The following is a 15,811-nucleotide window of genomic DNA, read 5'->3' as shown; positions in this document are numbered from 1 at the left end:
GCGTGGGTGGTCATGGCCGATCCCGTAGGCGGCGAGCTCTGTGTCTCGGGCCATGGTGTCGGTGCGAAGCCCTGAGCGGGTTGAGTACGTGTAGGGGCTGGTGAACACGGATGGCGTGTTCATCATGTGCGGTGTCCTTCGGAGTGCGTCCCGCAGGTGTTTCCGTGCGGTGCGGTGTGTGACGTCTTCACTTCTTCACTTCTTCGGCGCTGCTTCGAGGCGTCTGCGCTGCGTCTTTGCTGCATCGTCGGTGCTTGTTCGCTGCGTGTGCGGTGCGTCTTCAGCGGGTCTTCGGTTCGGCTTGGGTGGTTCTCGGGCGGGGCGGTGGGCTTCAGGTGCAGTCCGCTCCGGCCACTTCGGCTGTGTCCGCTTCCGTGCCCGGGTGACCGGCCGTGTCCGCGGCCGTCTCCGTGTCGGGGAGGGAGCGGGGGCGGCAGCTGGGAGTCTTGCCGTGGGCCTCCGCCCGGATGCGCTGCTTCATCGTGGGGGGCAGGGACCTGGCGTAGGACCAGAGGCCCTGGGAGATCGCCGGGGGCTCCGGGTGTGCGACGGCGCTGTTGCCGGCCGGCTGGGTCTGCGGTACGGCAGCGGCGGCGGTCGTCGTGATGAGTCCGAGCGCCGTGAACAGCGCGAGGACGGCGGTGATGACGACGGTCCACAGCTTCATGACCTTGTTCCGGGCCATGGTCCCTCACTTTCGGGTTGGGCGATTTGCGTACTTTCCTCATGATGTGTATGGGCGCCGTGAAATCACGGACCTGAGCCTGTGGCGCGTCGATCTTCAGATGAACACCACACGGATGGGTGCATGAAGGGAGAAAAAGTGGAGAAGCGGGGCGACAGAGGCTGAAGTGACCGTCCGAGGGGGTGTGATCACCCGCTGATCGGAGGTCCCTGTTCCGCTTCTACTGGGCCGTTCCCGACGGGAGTTGAGGGCCCGGACGCAGGTCACCGATCGGTATCGGTCGGTGTGTATAGTCGGGCGCCAGAGGTCCCCTACGTCAAGGAAAGACGAGGTCGCGCGGTGAAGAAGCTTCTCCTGGTCGCACTGGCCGCCATCGGCGGGCTCCTCGTGTACCGCCAGATCCAGGCGGATCGCGCCGAGCAGGATCTGTGGACGGAGGCGACTGACTCCGTGCCCACGGGTTCGTGAGGACCGACATCCGGTTCTGAGCAGACCCCGGCCGTCGTTGCGGTCGGGGTTTTGTGTTGTCCGGGGCCAGGCTCGGTGCCGGAATCAGCGGCGACCGGGGGTTTCGGACGGTCGTACGGATTGCGAGGGTGGGCGGCGGCCCGGCGGGGCAGGATGGGCCAGGCCCGCCCGGCCGCACAGGCGGGCATGGCGCATCGGTGACGGTCGGTCGTAGGAGCTCGGGCGCGGGCACGGAGGGGTGGCGCGGGATGGGGCGGCGGTGTAGGGCGTGGTGGCGGGTGGCCGTCGTGACGGTCGGGGGGGCCGTCCTGGGCGCGGTGGGCGGTGCGCCGGGATCTGGCGGCTTCGCCGCGTCGGCCTCTCCCTTCAGGTCCCCCTCGGCCTCTCCGTCTTCGTCAGTTACGGCTTCGTCGTCCACTACGGCCTCCTCCTCGACCACGGGTTCCTCGTACGCCTTCGCCGAGGGAGCCCCGTCGGTCAGGGCAGCTACGGACACCGGGGACGCCGAGCGTCTTGACCCAGGCACCACGTACCGGAGTTCGCTGCCCAGCGAGGGCAAGGTCTACTACCGCCTCGTACTCGACGGCACGTCGACCGTGTACGTCGCCGCGACGGCCGTACCCCCGGCGGACACCGTGGTCACCCCTACAGAGGGCGTCAGGGTGTCCGTACAGGACGCCGACGGCCGTACCTGCTCCGCGCCGGACACCGCCAGCATCGGCGCCGGCCGCAGCCCGCGACCTCTCACCGTGTGGGGCGTGCGTCAGCTCCCGTCGAGCCGGTCGCTGTGCCGGGGCGCCGGTACGTACTACGTCGTCGTCGAGCGGGTGCTGCGCACCGAGTCCTCGCCGGGAGACTGGGACCTGGAGCTGGCACCCGTGCTGGAACCGCGGCTGCGGGAGGCCGGTTCGACCAGTGCGCCCGAGGCCTGGGACTCGGCCACGCCCTCGCCCCCCGGCGGTGAGGCCGTACGGCGGCGGGGCGGCGGCGGCTTCACCTCGGCGACCGCGCTGGAGCAGGGGGCCTGGCGCGACGACGTACGGCCCGGACAGACGCTGTTCTACAAGGTGCCCGTCGGCTGGGAACAGCAGGTGTACGCCACGGCCGATCTGAGCAGCGCGAGCGGTGGTGGGGCGGGTGGGGGCTTTGTGCCGGGGGGCGTGAATCTGGCGCTGTACAACCCCGTGCGCGGCCTCGTCGACGACACGAGCATCAGTTACAACGGCAGCCAGAAGTCGGGCGCGCTCGCTGCCCTGCCGCCGGTCGGGTACGACAACCGGTACGCCGTTTCCGACCGGGTGGGCGGGATGCGGTTCGCCGGGTCGTACTACCTCGTCGTGCATCTCGCCGCGCGGGTGGGCGAGGAGTTCGGGGACGGGCCGCTCGGGCTGACGCTGCGTGTGCGGGTGAAGGGGCAGGCGGCGGCCGGGCCCGCTTATGCGGGGCGGTCCGAGCCTTCGGGGATCTTCCAGGTGGGGCTTCTCGGGCGGGGCTCGGGGGCGGTGGGGGACGCGGGTTCGAGCGACGCTGGTGGGGACGGCGGTGGCGGCGCCGGGATGATGCTGGTGGCCGTCGGGGGGATCGGGGCGGGGACCTTGCTCTTGGTGGTCCTCGGAGTGTGGGTTGTGGTGGGGCGGCGGAGGGCTGCCGGGGTGTAGGGCGACGGGGCGGAGCGGATCGGGGCCGAGCGGGTCGGGTCTCGGGGGCTTCGGATAGTCCAGGTTTCAGGGGTGAATGTGCCGGGGCCTTGGGGGTGCCGGGGCTCGGAGCTGGGTGTCCGGTTGAGTACGGCTGCTGTGCGGCCGGGCGAGGCGACTGACTGCGATTCCCGGGCTGCGGGTGGGTCAGGACAGGGCTGTGGGGCTGCCTGGGGCCGCGAGCCGTTCAGGAGGCCGGTCTGTCGGGGTGCCGGACCCTCAGATCTGGGTGAGCGCCCAGAACCCCACGGCGTAGCAGGCCAGGGCCAGGAGCAGGAGAGGGATCGCCACCTTTGCGGGTGGGCCGCTGCGGCGTGCTCGCGAAATCGACCTGGCGGGGAGTGGAACCTGCGGGCTCTGAGCGGTGTACGAAGCAGTAGAGGTATCAGCGTGGAGCTGGTGCGGGGCCGGGGCCGGGGCCGGTGCTGGTGCCGGAGCCCGCGTGGGGAAGCGTGGCGCGTGGGGTTGGGGGGAGGGCAGGACGTGAGTGGAGGGTGTGGGGTCGTGAGGGGAGACGTAGGCGGAGTGTGCCGGGGTGGCAGGCCGGTGTGGTTGTGCTTGGGCCTGTGGATGCGGGTGGCGCCGGCGCGGTTGTGGCTGGTGCTCCGATGGAGTGGGGGGCTGCGAACGGGAGTCGGTGGGCTGGGGCGGTGGCAGATGGAAGCTGCCGGTGTCCGACGCCGAGGATGGGCCGTCAGCGGAAGCGGGCCAGGGGGTCCCGTGGCCTGTGGTGGGGGAGGACGCGTTGGTGCCGGTGTTCGGATGGGTAGCGGGGGCGGCGGTACCTGGGGAGTGCGGAGGGCCGGCCTCGCGGGGCCAGGACGTCTGGTCGGCGTGTTCGGGCCATGGCGCCGGGCTCGATTCCCTGGGCCAGGACGCCGAGTTCGCCTCCGCGGGCCAGGAGGGTGTGTTTCCTTCAGCAGGCCGAGATACGGGTCTGCTCCCCCCGGGGCGGCGGGAGACGTCGCTGCCCTCGCCGGGCCAGGACTGGTCGCTTCCTCGATCGGGCCAGGACGACTGGTTTCCCTCACCGGGCCAGGAGGCCGCCCCGTACGCTTCGCCGGGCCGGAACCCAGGCCCGTTCGGCTCACCAGGTTGGTAAGCGGGGCCGTTGGCATCGCCGGGGTGGTAAGCGGGGCCGTTGGAGTCGACGGGCGGGTAAGCGGGCCCGTTCGCGTCGCCGGGCGGGTAAACAGGTCCGTTCGGCTCACCGTGCCCGTGGACGGCCCCGTTCGCCTCGCTGGGCTGATAAGGCGCCTCGCTTGCCTCGTGGGGCTGGGGAGGTATGCCACCTGCCTCGCTCTGCCAGGAGGGCACCCCGCCTGGCGCCTCGGGGTGGGAGGACCGTCCGTTTCCTTCGCCGGACCAGTTGGGCGCTCCGCTTGCCTCTCGGGGCCGGGAGGGGGTGGGCCCATCGCCTGGCTGGGCGGGAGGCCCGCCTGCTTGACCAGGCCGGAATCCCGCCGCGTTGCCATCGCCGGACCAGGAGGGGGCCACGCTCGGGTCCTCGGGTTGCGAGGTGGACGGCCCACTGTCTGCGCCGGGCCGGGGAGGGGTTCCGCTCGCTTGGCCAGGCCGGGGCTCCAGCCCGTTTCTTTCGTCGGGCCAGGAGGCGGCCCGGTCCGTGTCCCCAGTCCGGAAGCCGCCCGGCCCACGCCCTTGGCCGGACCGGAAGTAGGCCTCGCCCGCGTCTCCAGGCCGCGGTCCCATCCCCTGTCCTTGTCCTTCACCGAACCAGGAGGACGCGTCACCCCTCTCACCTGCCTGGGAAGCCCCGCCGCCGTTGCCCTGACCAGGCCCCGAAGGCCACTCACCGACCTCACCAGCACCGCGCGCCCCACCGCCACCGGCCCCAGAGCCGGCCCCAGCATCGGCACCAGGTCCAGCAGCACCGCCAGACCCCCTACCGGCACCCGATTCAGCAGCGGCACCGGATCCAGCACCAGCGCCAGTCCCAGCAGCACCACCGGACCCAGCACCAGCCCCGGGCCCAGCAACACCACCGGCTCCGGCACCCGACCCCGCACCACCGGCTCCCGCACCACGGGCTCCGGCACCCGACCCCGCACCACCGGCTCCCGCACCACGGGCTCCGACACCGAAACCTGACCCGGTACCACCGGCGCCCCCGGAGGGAACCCCGCTCCTCCCACCACCCCCGAACGAACCGCCGGTCCCCTCACCCATCCCGAAGACCGTCGCTCCCCCTGTCCCGGACCCCCCGCTCCGTGTCCGGTTCGGGTCCACGCCCGGTGCCTGCTTGAGGGGGCCTGCCGGGCCGAACCCGGGGGGCAGGGGGCCGAGTTGGTCGAAGATTTCGATGGTCTCGTCGTCGGGGCCGGGGTCAGGGAGGAGTTCTCTGGCGGCGGCGAGGGCTTTGCGGGCCCCCGTGGCGGTGCGGAAGCGAGCGTGGGGGTCCGGCTGGAGGAGGGAGGCCACGACCTGCCAGAGCGGTTCGGGGACGCTCTGGGGCGCGCCGGGGGTGCCGTGGGCGGCGAAGTACTGGATGAGCGCCTTGGCGTCGGGCTTGGCGCCCTCCAGGAGGTACAGCGCGACCAGGCCGACGGCGAACAGGTCGGCGGGGAAGTCCGGTTCCGCGCCCATCATCTGCTCGGGGGCGAGATAACCGGGCGTGCCCACGACGAGGTTGGTCTCGGTCAGGCGGGGTTCGCCCAGCCGCATGGCGATGCCGAAGTCGGACAGCCGCAGCCGCGGGCGGGCCGTGCCGGTGGCTTCGAGCAGGATGTTGGCGGGCTTGATGTCACGGTGCACGACACCTTCCGCGTGCACCGCGGCCAGCCCCGCGAGGAGTTGGTCGAGCAGGGTGCAGACGAAGGCGGGCGGCAGGGGGCCGTAGTCCCCGATCAGATGGACCAGCGAGCCGCCGGCGACCAGGTCCATGGTGAACAGGACCTTGTCGTCGTCGGCGGCCCAGCTGGCGGGCGCGAGGACATGGGGGTGGTCGATCCGCAGGGCCTGTTCGCGGACGAAGCGCAGCAGGGAGTGGGCGTCGCTCTGCAGGAGGACCTTGGCGGCCACGTACCGGCGGCGCCGGTGGTCCCAGGCACGCCAGACGGCGCCGACGCCTCCGCGTCCGATCGGATCGGCCAGTTCGTACCGGCCGGCGAACACCTCGCCCATGACTCTGTGTCGCTCCTCCCCCTGCGGCTTACCCCCCTTGCTTCCCCCGCGATGAGCGATACGACCCCTCGTGGCCTCCCGGATGAGAGATACGGCCCCGTGTTCCTCGTCTCCTCGGCGGCCGACACACCCCCGTATGTCGCCCGCCGGTGAGGAGCGCGACCCCCCGCGCTCCTCCCTGGCACCGGCACCGCCCCGGCTGCCGAACCCCCTTCGGTGACCGGGCGGACGGCTCAGTTCTGGTGGGACTGGTAGTGCGTGACCGCGTCGGAGGTGCGGCCGGCGCCGTAGACCCGGAGGAACTCTGCCAGTTCCGGGTGGGTCGGGGCGAGAGTGTCGGCGGCGTCGATGATGTCTCCGGCGGCGGCGACCGAGCGCAGCAGCGACTGGATCTCGCGGACGACCCGCTTGACCGTCGGCGCACCCGAACTGCTCGTCGTGGTCGTGGTGTTGCTGAGCACCGAACCCCCCTGCGACTTCTTGATCTCGTCCATGCGCTCCGTCGCCTCGGCCGCGCTCACGCTGCCGTCCGCGACCTGCCCCGCCAGGTCCTGCAGCAGCTGCACCCGCTGGACCACGGCGGGATTGCCGATCTTCGCCCGCTGACCGCTCATCAGCTGTGACAGCATCGGAGCGGACAGTCCCAGCACCCCCGCGAGCCGGGCCTGATTGAGGCCCAGGTCCTCTATGAGCTTACGGAAGAGCGCCCCCAGCGGCTCCCCGTACCAGTTCCGCTGCAGTTCCCGCGCTCTTGCGGTCGCTTCCTGCTGTGCGGCGTCCATGTGCGTCTCCCCATCGCTTCCCCAAAAAACCGTGGTTCGCGACAGCGAACCACGCCGAGCATCTTACGGAGAGTGGTCGTTCGCGGGGACCCCCAATCCCTTTTGCGGAATCCCGGGGATGACCCGGTACTCTGGTCTGCGACGCCCACCGGTACGTGGTTCTTCCGGCGGACGTTCCTCTTCACGGGGCCTTAGCTCAGTTGGTAGAGCGCTGTCTTTGCATGGCAGATGTCAGGGGTTCGACTCCCCTAGGCTCCACCCCAGGAATCCCCTCCGACCTGCGAATACGCGGGCGGAGGGGTTTTTCGTGCGCGCGGTGGAAGCGGTTCGGAACGCGGGTTCGGAACGCGGCCGCCGGGCGTCGTCCGCTCGACCGGCCTACCTCATCAGCGAGCGATACACCGCAGCCGACCTCGGATGGGCCCGGCAGCCCCACACGCCGTGCGGGCAGTAGTCCGTGATGGCCTGGTAGAGGGGACGCTGCCGGGCGAACCAGGTGAGCATGCCGCGCATGTACGCCGGGTCGTCGCCGTTCTCGTACAGGCCCCACTCCTGGTAGGAGAAGGGTTTGCGGTGGGCGCGGGCGAAGCTGACGTGGGCGCGCAGGCCGTACGGCTCGCTCACCTGGTCGGAGAAGCGCAGGCCGCGCGGGGCGTCGTAGGCGTCCATGCCGATGATGTCGACGACCTCGTCGCCCGGATAGCAACGCGGCCACGGGATCGCGTCGCGGCCGCGGTTGGGCGTGAACTCGAAGCGGAGGCGCCGGCCGGGCACCGAGCGCATCGCCCGCACGATCCTCGTCCAGTACGCCTTCCACGCGGCCGGGTCCGGGCCGCAGCGGTGGGTGTAGGTGGTGCCGTTCATCTCCCAGCCGAGGACGACGATCGTGTCCGGGACGCCGAGAGCCGTCAACCGCCGGGCCAGGGCGCGGAAATGGCCGTCGTAGTCGCCTTTCGCACCGCGCCGGAGTTCCTCGCGGACCGTGCTGTCGGGGAGGTGGGCCTCGGTGTGTTCCAGCATCGGCACGTCCAGGACGAACATGCGCCGCGGGTCGGCTCGTCGCCAGGACGCCCAGGCCTCCAGGTAGCCCGGTGCTCCCTCGATGTTGCTCCAGCGGTCGCCGGGCAGGTACACGTGCCCGACCCGGGGGGCCGGTCCGCCGAGCCAGGCGCCGAACGCGTCGAGACGGCCCACGTCGGCGGGCTCGTAACCGACGTACGCGCCGTACGCGGAAGTCGCTGCGGGCTCGGGGGCGCGGGCGGTGCAGGCCGAGGCCAGGAGCAGCAGTACGGCGGCCAGGGCGAGCGGCCCGCGGCGCGAGGGGTTCATCAGGGCGGCGGTCCGTCCGGTGGGCAGAGGTGTCCCCGCGACTGTGGTGCACGGAAGCCCTGCCGTACCGGTTCGCTCACACCGTCGGGTGAACATGACGGTGGGGCGGAGAACTTCCGCCCCACCGCTGGTACACGCCGGTTTCGGCGTCAGCGCCCTTCGTCGTGCCTTGCGGCGTCCTCCTCGGCCTCCTTCGCCTCGACCTCCGGGTCGAGGACGGACTGGCCGGTGCCGTCCACGGACGTCAGCCGGCCCGTCTCGGGCACCTCGGTCGCGGCGGGCGGCTCGACCAGCCAGTCGGGGTTGGCCTGCTTGTCCCACCACTTCCAGGCGGCGTAGGCGCCGCCCGCGACGATGCCCGCCACCGCCAGCGCCTTGGCAAGCCGTCCTGCGCGGGCCCGCCGCTCGTGCTTGCGGACCAGCTTCTGGACCTCCTTGGGCGAGATCTGGCCGCGCAGTGCGGCCAGTGCGGCCACGCTGCGGGCTGCGGCCTCCTCACGGACCGGGCCGGCCGCGGCGACGGCCTGCTCGATCCTCGGGCGGGAATAGTCGGCGGCCTGCCGAGCTGCCTTTCGGGTGCGTTCGGCGGCCTCGTGGGCGGCCTGGTCGACCTTCGGCGGAACATGCGTACGGGCCTGCTCCAGACGCGGCGCGAGATGAGCGCCGTACTGGACACGCGCCTGCTCGGCCGCAAGGGAGACCTTGGGCGCGAGCCGTACGCGTGCCTCCGTCGCGTAGTGCGAGGCCTTGTCCTTTGCCGTGTCGGCGTAGGGCGCCACCACTTCCGCGGCGTGCAGCACGCTGTCCTTCGCCGAGCCGGTCGCGGCGCGCACGCTGTCGATGCGGGTCACGGGATCCTCCTCCTCGGTGGCGTACGGTAATTCGACTTTCCACCCTTTTACGGATCATGCCTGCCGGAGCGCAGCCCGGCACCTGAGGGCGGGCATCCGGATCAATAACGGATGAATACGTGGCAACAGGAGCTTGTCGACGACAATGCCACGGATCGCCGCTCCGCGCCCCTGCCCGGACTCTCCTCGGCCGGATCCGTGCGAGGATCGGTCGGGCACAAGAAGACAACGGAAGGCAGATCGTGGCCGAGCAGCTTTACGCCACCCTGAAGACCAACCACGGCGACATCGAAGTCCGGCTCCTGCCGAACCACGCCCCGAAGACGGTCAAGAACTTCGTCGAACTCGCCCAGGGCGAGCGCGAGTGGACGCACCCGGGCACCGGTGAGAAGTCCACCAAGAAGCTCTACGACGGCACGATCTTCCACCGGGTCATCAGCGGCTTCATGATCCAGGGCGGCGACCCGCTGGGCACCGGCATCGGTGGCCCGGGCTACGAGTTCGAGGACGAGTTCCACCCGGACCTCGGCTTCAACAAGCCCTACCTGCTCGCCATGGCCAACGCCGGCCCCGGCACCAACGGCTCGCAGTTCTTCATCACCGTCTCCCCGACGGCCTGGCTGAACCGCAAGCACACCATCTTCGGCGAGGTCACGGATCCGGCCAGCCAGAAGGTCGTCGACGCCATCGCCGGCGTCAAGACCACCCGCCCCAACGACCGTCCGGTGAACGACGTCGTCATCGAGCAGGTCGTCGTGGAGACGCGCCAGGGCTGAGCCCCGGGCAACCGCCGCGAAGGGAACCAAACGCCCCGCTCAACCGTAAGGATGAGCGGGGCGGTGCATGTGGGCACGACGGCTCAGGGCGAGTTAGGGGATGGCATGAATCAGGAGGCGGGCACTTCACCGGAGGCCCAGAACCTGCCTGGCTGCTACCGGCACCCGGACCGTGAGACCGGCATCCGCTGCACCCGCTGCGAGCGCCCGATCTGCCCCGAGTGCATGGTCAGCGCCTCCGTCGGTTTCCATTGCCCCGAATGCGTGCGCGACGGGGGCGGCAGCGGCCCGGCTCCGGCCACGGCGAGGCCGCGCACCATCGCGGGAGGTACGGTCACGGCCGATCCCCGCCTCTTCACGAAGATCCTGATCGGGATCAACATCGCGGTGTTCATCGCCATCCAGGCCAAGGCGTCCCTGGCGGCGGACCTCAGCCTCGTCGGTGCCTGGCCGCCGAAGCCGTTCCAGCCCACCGAGGGTGTCGCGGACGGGCAGTACTACCGCCTGGTGACCTCGATGTTCGCGCACCAGGAGATCTGGCACATCGGCTTCAACATGCTGAGCCTGTGGTGGCTCGGCGGCCCCCTCGAAGCCGCCCTGGGCCGGGTCCGCTATCTCGCGGTCTACTTCGTCTCCGGTCTGGCGGGCGGCGCCCTGGCCTATCTGCTGGCCAGCCCGGTCACCCAGACGCTCGGCGCCTCCGGTGCCATCTTCGGCCTCTTCGGCGCGACCGCGGTCCTGATGCGCCGGCTCAACTACGACCTGCGGCCGATCATCGCGCTCCTGGTGATCAACCTGATCTTCACCTTCAGCTGGAGCGGCATCTCCTGGCAGGCCCACATCGGTGGCCTCGTCGCCGGGCTCATCACGGGCTACGGCATGGTCCACGCCCCGCGTGAGCGGCGGGCGCTGGTGCAGTACGGCACCTGTGCGCTGGTTCTGCTGGTCCTCGTGGTCATGATCGTGATCAGAACGGCCCAGCTGACCTGACGGGCCCGCACACCCCCTGTGAGCGGCCGTTGTCCACAGCGCGTGCCCGATCTTGTGCATACAGTGCGGGAACAGCTGTGCCCCCTGGCACTGACCCGCGTTTTCGCAGGTCAGGCAGGGGGCGAACAGGCTTGCGGAAGCTGGTGCGATGGTCGTACCGGCGTCAACACCCGATGGGTTATCCACAGATCGTCGTCTTTTCCCCAGGCCCTGTGGAAATTGCTCCAAGCTGTGGATAACTCAGCGGATACCCCTGGGGAGAGCTACTTCCACTGGGTGGAGACGCCGAAGCCGGCGGCGATGAAACCGAAGCCCACCACGATGTTCCAGTTGTCCAGGGCGTCGATGGGCAGGGAGCCGTCGGTCACATAGAAGACGACGATCCAGGCGAGCCCGATGAGGAACATGGCCAGCATCACCGGGGCGACCCAGGCGCGGCTGTTCAGCTTGATGGCGGTCGCCTGCTTCGCCGGGGGCGGCGTGTAGTCGGCCTTCTTGCGGATACGTGACTTCGGCACGAGGGTCTCTCCTGTCGATGCGCTGCGTGGCCGCGCAGGTAACTGGTCGGGCTCCGGGCAGCGTACAAGGGGACTCTTAGCGCTCCCCCGGGCGTCCGTTAGCGTAGTGCTTCCGCGGCGCCGAAGGAGATAAGGGTACGTTGAGCAATTCTGCCGACTCCCCCCAGTCCGGATCCAGTCCTGTCCGCAGGCGAGGTTTCCGGCCGGTGCGGGTGCTCACCGTGGCCGTCTTCGCTCTCGCGGGACTCATTTTCTTCACGAGTTTCAATACGGCCAAGGGCACCGACATCCGCACGGACGCCTCCATGCTCAAGCTCTCGGACCTCATCCAGGAGCGCAGCCGCAACAACGGCACGCTCGACGAGTCGAACGGCTCGCTGCGCCGGGACGTCGAGTCGCTCGCCGAGCGCGACGACGGCAGCACCAAGGCCGAGGACGACAAGCTCGCCGCCCTGGAGGACCGGGCGGGCACCCAGAAGATCAAGGGGAAGGCGGTCACGGTCACGCTCGACGACGCCCCGCCGAACGCCACCGCCAAGCTCCCCGGCTATCCCGAGCCGCAGCCCGACTACCTGGTCATCCACCAGCAGGACCTGCAGGCCGTGGTCAACGCCCTGTGGAAGGGCGGCGCCCAGGGCGTCAAGGTCATGGACCAGCGGCTGATCTCCACCAGTGCCGTGCGCTGCGTCGGCAACACCCTGATCCTCCAGGGCCGCGTCTACTCACCGCCGTACAAGATCCAGGCGGTCGGAGACCCCGGCAGGCTGAAGCAGGCGCTCGCGGACTCCAAGGCGATCCAGAACTACATGGTCTACGTCAACGTCTACGGCCTCGGCTGGAATGTCGCCGACGACGGCACGGTGACTCTTCCCGGCTACTCGGGCACAGTGGATCTGCAGTACGCCAAGCCCGTGGAGTGAGCACGGTGTGAGTCCCTGGAGCCGCCGGTGCGTGTTGTCGTCCGGACCGTCAGCGAGCTGTGCATCACCGCCGGCGCCCTGATCGTGTTGTTCGTCGCCTATGTGCTGTTCTGGACCGGTGTGAAGGCCGACACCGTCATGGACGACCAGATCGACCAGTTACAGCAGCAGTGGTCGCAGGGGAGTGTGCGGCAGCCCAAGGTGACGGCCGGCGCCTCCGCCTCTCCCGCGCGGCCGGCGCCGTACCGGAGCGAAAAGCCCTTCGCGATCATGTACATCCCCCGGCTCGGTTTCACGTGGAACAAGCCCGTGCTCGAAGGCACCCAGGTCGGCACCCTGAAGAAGGGTCTCGGCCACTACGCGAACACCGCGCAGCTCGGGCAGCCGGGCAACTTCTCGGTCGCCGGACACCGGCGCACCTACGGCGATCCCTTCAAGGACTTCCCGCGGCTGAGGCGCGGTGACGCGGTCGTCCTGACCGACGGAACGACCTGGTTCACGTATCGGATCGACAAAGGGCCTTACAAAACCGTGCCCTCCGACATTGAGGTGATCGATCCTGTGCCACGTAAATCCGGGTACACGCGGCCTGGCCGCTATCTCACGCTGACCACGTGCGATCCGGAGTGGGGACACAGTCACCGGCTGATCGTCTGGGCACACCTGGACTCCACACAGCCTGTGGAGGACGGCAAGCCTGTTGCCCTGCGCCGTTAGTCTGGTGCGGTACGGCGTGTGTGGTGCCGTGGTGCGACGGAAGGGACGGCATGTACGGCTGGATCTGGCGGCATCTGCCGGGGAGCGCATGGGTGAAGGCGCTGCTCTCACTCATGCTGGTCGTTGCTGTGGTCTACGTCCTGTTCCAGTACGTGTTCCCGTGGGCCGAACCGCTGCTGCCCTTCAACGATGTGACGGTGGACAACCAGTGAGCGCGCGCATTCTCGTCGTCGACAACTACGACAGCTTCGTCTTCAACCTGGTCCAGTACCTGTATCAGCTGGGCGCGGAGTGCGAGGTGCTGCGCAACGACGAGGTGTCGACGGCACACGCCCAGGACGGCTTCGACGGCGTCCTGCTCTCGCCCGGCCCCGGCACACCGGAGGAGGCCGGGGTCTGCATCGAGATGGTGCGCCACTGTGCCGCGACCGGGGTGCCCGTCTTCGGTGTCTGCCTCGGCATGCAGTCGATGCAGGTGGCGTACGGCGGTGTCGTGGACCGCGCCCCCGAGCTGCTGCACGGCAAGACCTCCCTGGTGGAGCACGAGGGCAGGGGAGTCTTCGCCGGTCTGCCGACGCCGTTCACGGCGACCCGCTACCACTCGCTGGCCGCCGAGCCGGCGACGGTCCCGGCCGAGCTGGAGGTCACCGCGCGGACGCACGACGGGATCGTCATGGGGCTGAGGCACCGTGAACTCCCGGTCGAGGGTGTGCAGTTCCACCCCGAGTCGGTGCTGACGGAACACGGTCACCTGATGCTGGCCAACTGGCTGGTGGAGTGCGGGGACCAGGGCGCGGTGGCGAGGTCGGCGGGGCTCGCCCCGGTGGTGGGCAGGGCCACGGCGTGACGGCCCTGCGCCCCGAGCGCGAGGACTTGTACGGCGACGCGTCGTACGAGTCCTACGGCGGCGACCCCTACGGCGGGCAGTCCTTCGGTGCTGCTTCCTACGTCGAGGAGCCGTACGCCGAGAAGCCCTTCGCCGAGGGGCAGCACACCGAGCAGCCTTCCGGCCGGGCTTCGCGCGGCGGGGTGCCGGACGGCCGGGCGTCGGCGCCGTACGTGCCGCCGGCCGACGACGAGACGGTGGCGCTGCGGGTACCCGATCCGCCCCCACCCTCCATATCCGCCTCCGCGGCCTCTTCTGTCACATCCGCCACTGGATCCCCACAGGGCGGCCGTGCGGCCCGCAGAAAGGCCGCCAAGGGCCGTCACGGACGCCATGGCGGCGGAGCCGCTGCCGAAGCGCAGCCGGAGCAGGAGTCGCCGGACGGCAGGCCGCTGTCCCGCGTCGAGGCCCGCAGACAGGCGAAGGCGCGCAAACCCGGCGCGGCCGTCGTCGCGAGCCGGGCGATCGGTGAGGTGTTCATCACCACCGGTGTGCTGATGCTGCTGTTCGTCAGCTACCAGCTGTGGTGGACCAACGTCCGGGCGCACGCGGCGGCGGACAAGGAGGCGAGCAGCCTCCAGAACGACTGGGCGAGCGGCAAGGGCGCCCCGGGCACCTTCGAGCCGGGCCAGGGCTTCGCCCTGCTGCACATCCCCAAGCTGGACGTGGTGGTGCCGATAGCCGAGGGCGTCAGCAACAAGAAGGTTCTCGACAAGGGCATGGTCGGGCACTACAGCGAGGGTGCGCTGAAGACGGCGATGCCCGACGCCAAGACCGGCAACTTCGCTCTCGCCGGTCACCGCAACACGCACGGCGAGCCCTTCCGCTACATCAACAGGCTCAGCCCGGGTGACTCGATCGTCGTCGAGACGCAGGACGAGTACTTCGTCTACAAGATGACGTCGACGCTCCCGGTGACGGCTCCGAGCAACACGAGCGTGATCGCCCCTGTCCCCAGGGGATCCGGATTCACCACGGCCGGCCGCTACATCACCCTCACCACCTGCACGCCGGAGTTCACCAGCAAGTACCGCTTGATCGTCTGGGGCAAGATGGTCGAGGAACGGCCGCGCAGCAAGGGCAAGCCGGATGCGCTCGTCCAGTAAGGGCAGATGATCAGTGGCAGCGACCACAGAGCAAGAGCAGAACACCGGCAGCCCCGCGCCGCGCCGCCGCGGCACCGGCCGGATCGCCATGGCGGTCAGCTTCTTCGGTGAACTCCTCATCACGGCAGGCCTGGTGCTCGGCCTGTTCGTCGTCTACTCGCTGTGGTGGACGAACGTCGTCGCCGACCGCGCGGCGGACAAGCAGGCCGACAAGGTGCGTGACGCCTGGACCGAGCGGACCACGGGCGGCCCCGGCGCGCTGGACACCAAGAACGGCATCGGCTTCCTGCACGTCCCCGCGATGAAGAACGGCGAGGTCCTGGTCGAGAAGGGCACCTCGACGAAGATCCTCAACGACGGTGTCGCCGGCTACTACACCGACCCCGTCAAGGCCACGCTCCCCACCAGCGGCAAGGCCGGCAACTTCGCCCTCGCCGCGCACCGGGACGGCCACGGCGCGAAGTTCCACAACATCGACAAGGTCAAGAAGGGCGACCCGATCGTCTTCGAGACCAAGGACGAGTGGTACGTCTACAAGGTCTACGCCGTCCTTCCCGAGACCTCGAAGTACAACGTCAAGGTCCTCGGCCGGATCCCCAAGGAGTCCGGCAAGGAGAAGGCCGGCCACTACATCACGCTGACGACGTGCACGCCGGTCTACACGTCCCGCTACCGCTATGTCGTGTGGGGCGAACTGGTCCGCACGCAGAAGGTGGACAGCGAGCGGACCCCGCCGAAGGAACTGACCTAGCATGACGGAGGCCCGAAGCCGCAACTTGCTCTTGCGGCTTCGGGCCTCTTTGCGCCGGGCGCGGCAGGATACCGGGCCTCGTGCGGGCCCGAGCACGTGGAGCTGCGGAAGCAGCCTGCCCGTGCAACAGGAAAAGGCAGGGCCCCGGCACCCTCGAGAGGGTGCCGGGGCCCTGCCTGGCGCTCTTGGCAACG

General features: G+C 69.8%; 15 protein-coding genes, 1 tRNA gene and 1 pseudogene. 11 read left to right on the top strand and 6 right to left on the bottom strand.

The features are described from left to right. Positions 1-331 precede the first annotated feature (331 nt). The gene (locus H293_RS49740; protein ID WP_020119482.1) at positions 332-685 is read right to left on the bottom strand and encodes a DUF6344 domain-containing protein; all 354 of its coding nucleotides are present in this window, start codon (positions 683-685) and stop codon (positions 332-334) included. A 339-nt stretch (positions 686-1,024) separates the two neighbouring features. Between H293_RS49740 and H293_RS54945 the strand changes: the two genes are divergently transcribed. Both H293_RS54945 and H293_RS0119200 read left to right on the top strand, forming a co-directional pair. Beyond that, a complete protein-coding gene (locus tag H293_RS54945) occupies positions 1,025-1,153 on the top strand; it encodes a DLW-39 family protein (protein ID WP_003999697.1) in 129 nt (42 codons plus the stop codon). Positions 1,154-1,431: 278 nt separating this feature from the next. Continuing rightward, on the top strand, positions 1,432-2,811 hold the full coding sequence (locus H293_RS0119200) for a hypothetical protein (RefSeq protein WP_106968351.1): 1,380 nt from the start codon (positions 1,432-1,434) through the stop codon (positions 2,809-2,811). A gap of 2,279 nt (positions 2,812-5,090) precedes the next feature. Here H293_RS0119200 and H293_RS54940 read toward each other — a convergent pair. Both H293_RS54940 and H293_RS0119185 read right to left on the bottom strand, forming a co-directional pair. Continuing rightward, positions 5,091-5,991, bottom strand: a pseudogene (locus tag H293_RS54940) (serine/threonine-protein kinase); the annotation flags it as partial. Positions 5,992-6,224: 233 nt separating this feature from the next. Then, entirely contained in the window at positions 6,225-6,773 is a 549-nt protein-coding gene (locus tag H293_RS0119185) for a helix-turn-helix domain-containing protein (protein WP_020119478.1), read from the bottom strand. 185 nt (positions 6,774-6,958) lie between these two features. Between H293_RS0119185 and H293_RS0119180 the strand changes: the two genes are divergently transcribed. After that, a tRNA-Ala gene (locus H293_RS0119180) sits at positions 6,959-7,031 on the top strand. A gap of 120 nt (positions 7,032-7,151) precedes the next feature. On the opposite strand, the gene H293_RS0119175 is transcribed toward H293_RS0119180, so the two are convergent. Continuing rightward, positions 7,152-8,102: a glycoside hydrolase family 26 protein gene (locus tag H293_RS0119175; protein ID WP_020119477.1), complete on the bottom strand. Its 951-nt coding sequence runs from the start codon at positions 8,100-8,102 to the stop codon at positions 7,152-7,154. Positions 8,103-8,251: 149 nt separating this feature from the next. Beyond that, on the bottom strand, positions 8,252-8,953 hold the full coding sequence (locus H293_RS0119170) for a DUF5324 family protein (RefSeq protein WP_020119476.1): 702 nt from the start codon (positions 8,951-8,953) through the stop codon (positions 8,252-8,254). Positions 8,954-9,195: 242 nt separating this feature from the next. Here H293_RS0119170 and H293_RS0119165 point away from each other — a divergent pair, with 242 nt between their 5' ends. Beyond that, positions 9,196-9,729 (top strand): peptidylprolyl isomerase, encoded by a 534-nt coding sequence (locus H293_RS0119165; protein ID WP_007383300.1) that lies wholly within the window; start codon positions 9,196-9,198, stop codon positions 9,727-9,729. Positions 9,730-9,834: 105 nt separating this feature from the next. Next, entirely contained in the window at positions 9,835-10,719 is an 885-nt protein-coding gene (locus tag H293_RS0119160; protein WP_020119475.1) for a rhomboid family intramembrane serine protease, read from the top strand. 263 nt (positions 10,720-10,982) lie between these two features. Here H293_RS0119160 and crgA read toward each other — a convergent pair whose 3' ends face one another. Then, positions 10,983-11,237, bottom strand: a complete 255-nt coding sequence (crgA, locus tag H293_RS0119155) for a cell division protein CrgA (protein WP_020119474.1) — start codon at positions 11,235-11,237, stop codon at positions 10,983-10,985. A 140-nt stretch (positions 11,238-11,377) separates the two neighbouring features. Between crgA and H293_RS0119150 the strand changes: the two genes are divergently transcribed. Genes H293_RS0119150 through H293_RS0119125 form a run of 6 tightly spaced genes read left to right on the top strand, consistent with a single transcriptional unit; the run spans position 11,378 to position 15,617 of the window. Further along, a complete protein-coding gene (locus tag H293_RS0119150) occupies positions 11,378-12,157 on the top strand; it encodes a DUF881 domain-containing protein (protein ID WP_033415484.1) in 780 nt (259 codons plus the stop codon). 27 nt (positions 12,158-12,184) lie between these two features. Next, positions 12,185-12,874, top strand: a complete 690-nt coding sequence (locus H293_RS0119145; RefSeq protein WP_020119472.1) for a class E sortase — start codon at positions 12,185-12,187, stop codon at positions 12,872-12,874. 50 nt (positions 12,875-12,924) lie between these two features. Continuing rightward, positions 12,925-13,086 (top strand): hypothetical protein, encoded by a 162-nt coding sequence (locus H293_RS57295; protein ID WP_020119471.1) that lies wholly within the window; start codon positions 12,925-12,927, stop codon positions 13,084-13,086. Further along, complete coding sequence (locus tag H293_RS0119135) at positions 13,083-13,721, top strand: aminodeoxychorismate/anthranilate synthase component II (RefSeq protein WP_007383306.1); 639 nt, start codon at positions 13,083-13,085, stop codon at positions 13,719-13,721. The genes H293_RS57295 and H293_RS0119135 overlap by 4 nt, the downstream gene beginning before the upstream one ends. Then, complete coding sequence (locus H293_RS0119130; RefSeq protein ID WP_020119470.1) at positions 13,718-14,866, top strand: class E sortase; 1,149 nt, start codon at positions 13,718-13,720, stop codon at positions 14,864-14,866. The genes H293_RS0119135 and H293_RS0119130 overlap by 4 nt, the downstream gene beginning before the upstream one ends. Before the next feature lie 13 nt (positions 14,867-14,879). Further along, entirely contained in the window at positions 14,880-15,617 is a 738-nt protein-coding gene (locus tag H293_RS0119125) for a class E sortase (RefSeq protein ID WP_020119469.1), read from the top strand. Positions 15,618-15,811 lie beyond the last annotated feature (194 nt).

The organism is Streptomyces canus 299MFChir4.1 (assembly GCF_000383615.1).
GTDB lineage: Bacteria > Actinomycetota > Actinomycetes > Streptomycetales > Streptomycetaceae > Streptomyces > Streptomyces canus_C.
Note: the sequence above shows the minus strand (reverse complement) of the source record. Positions and strands in the feature narration are given on the sequence as shown.

Coding starts and splice junctions, on each gene's coding strand:
- H293_RS49740 (WP_020119482.1), bottom strand. CDS start 685: ATGGCCCGGAACAAGGTCATGAAGCTGTGGACCGTCGTCATCACCGCC.
- H293_RS0119185 (WP_020119478.1), bottom strand. CDS start 6,773: ATGGACGCCGCACAGCAGGAAGCGACCGCAAGAGCGCGGGAACTGCAG.
- H293_RS0119175 (WP_020119477.1), bottom strand. CDS start 8,102: ATGAACCCCTCGCGCCGCGGGCCGCTCGCCCTGGCCGCCGTACTGCTG.
- H293_RS0119160 (WP_020119475.1), top strand. CDS start 9,835: ATGAATCAGGAGGCGGGCACTTCACCGGAGGCCCAGAACCTGCCTGGC.
- H293_RS57295 (WP_020119471.1), top strand. CDS start 12,925: ATGTACGGCTGGATCTGGCGGCATCTGCCGGGGAGCGCATGGGTGAAG.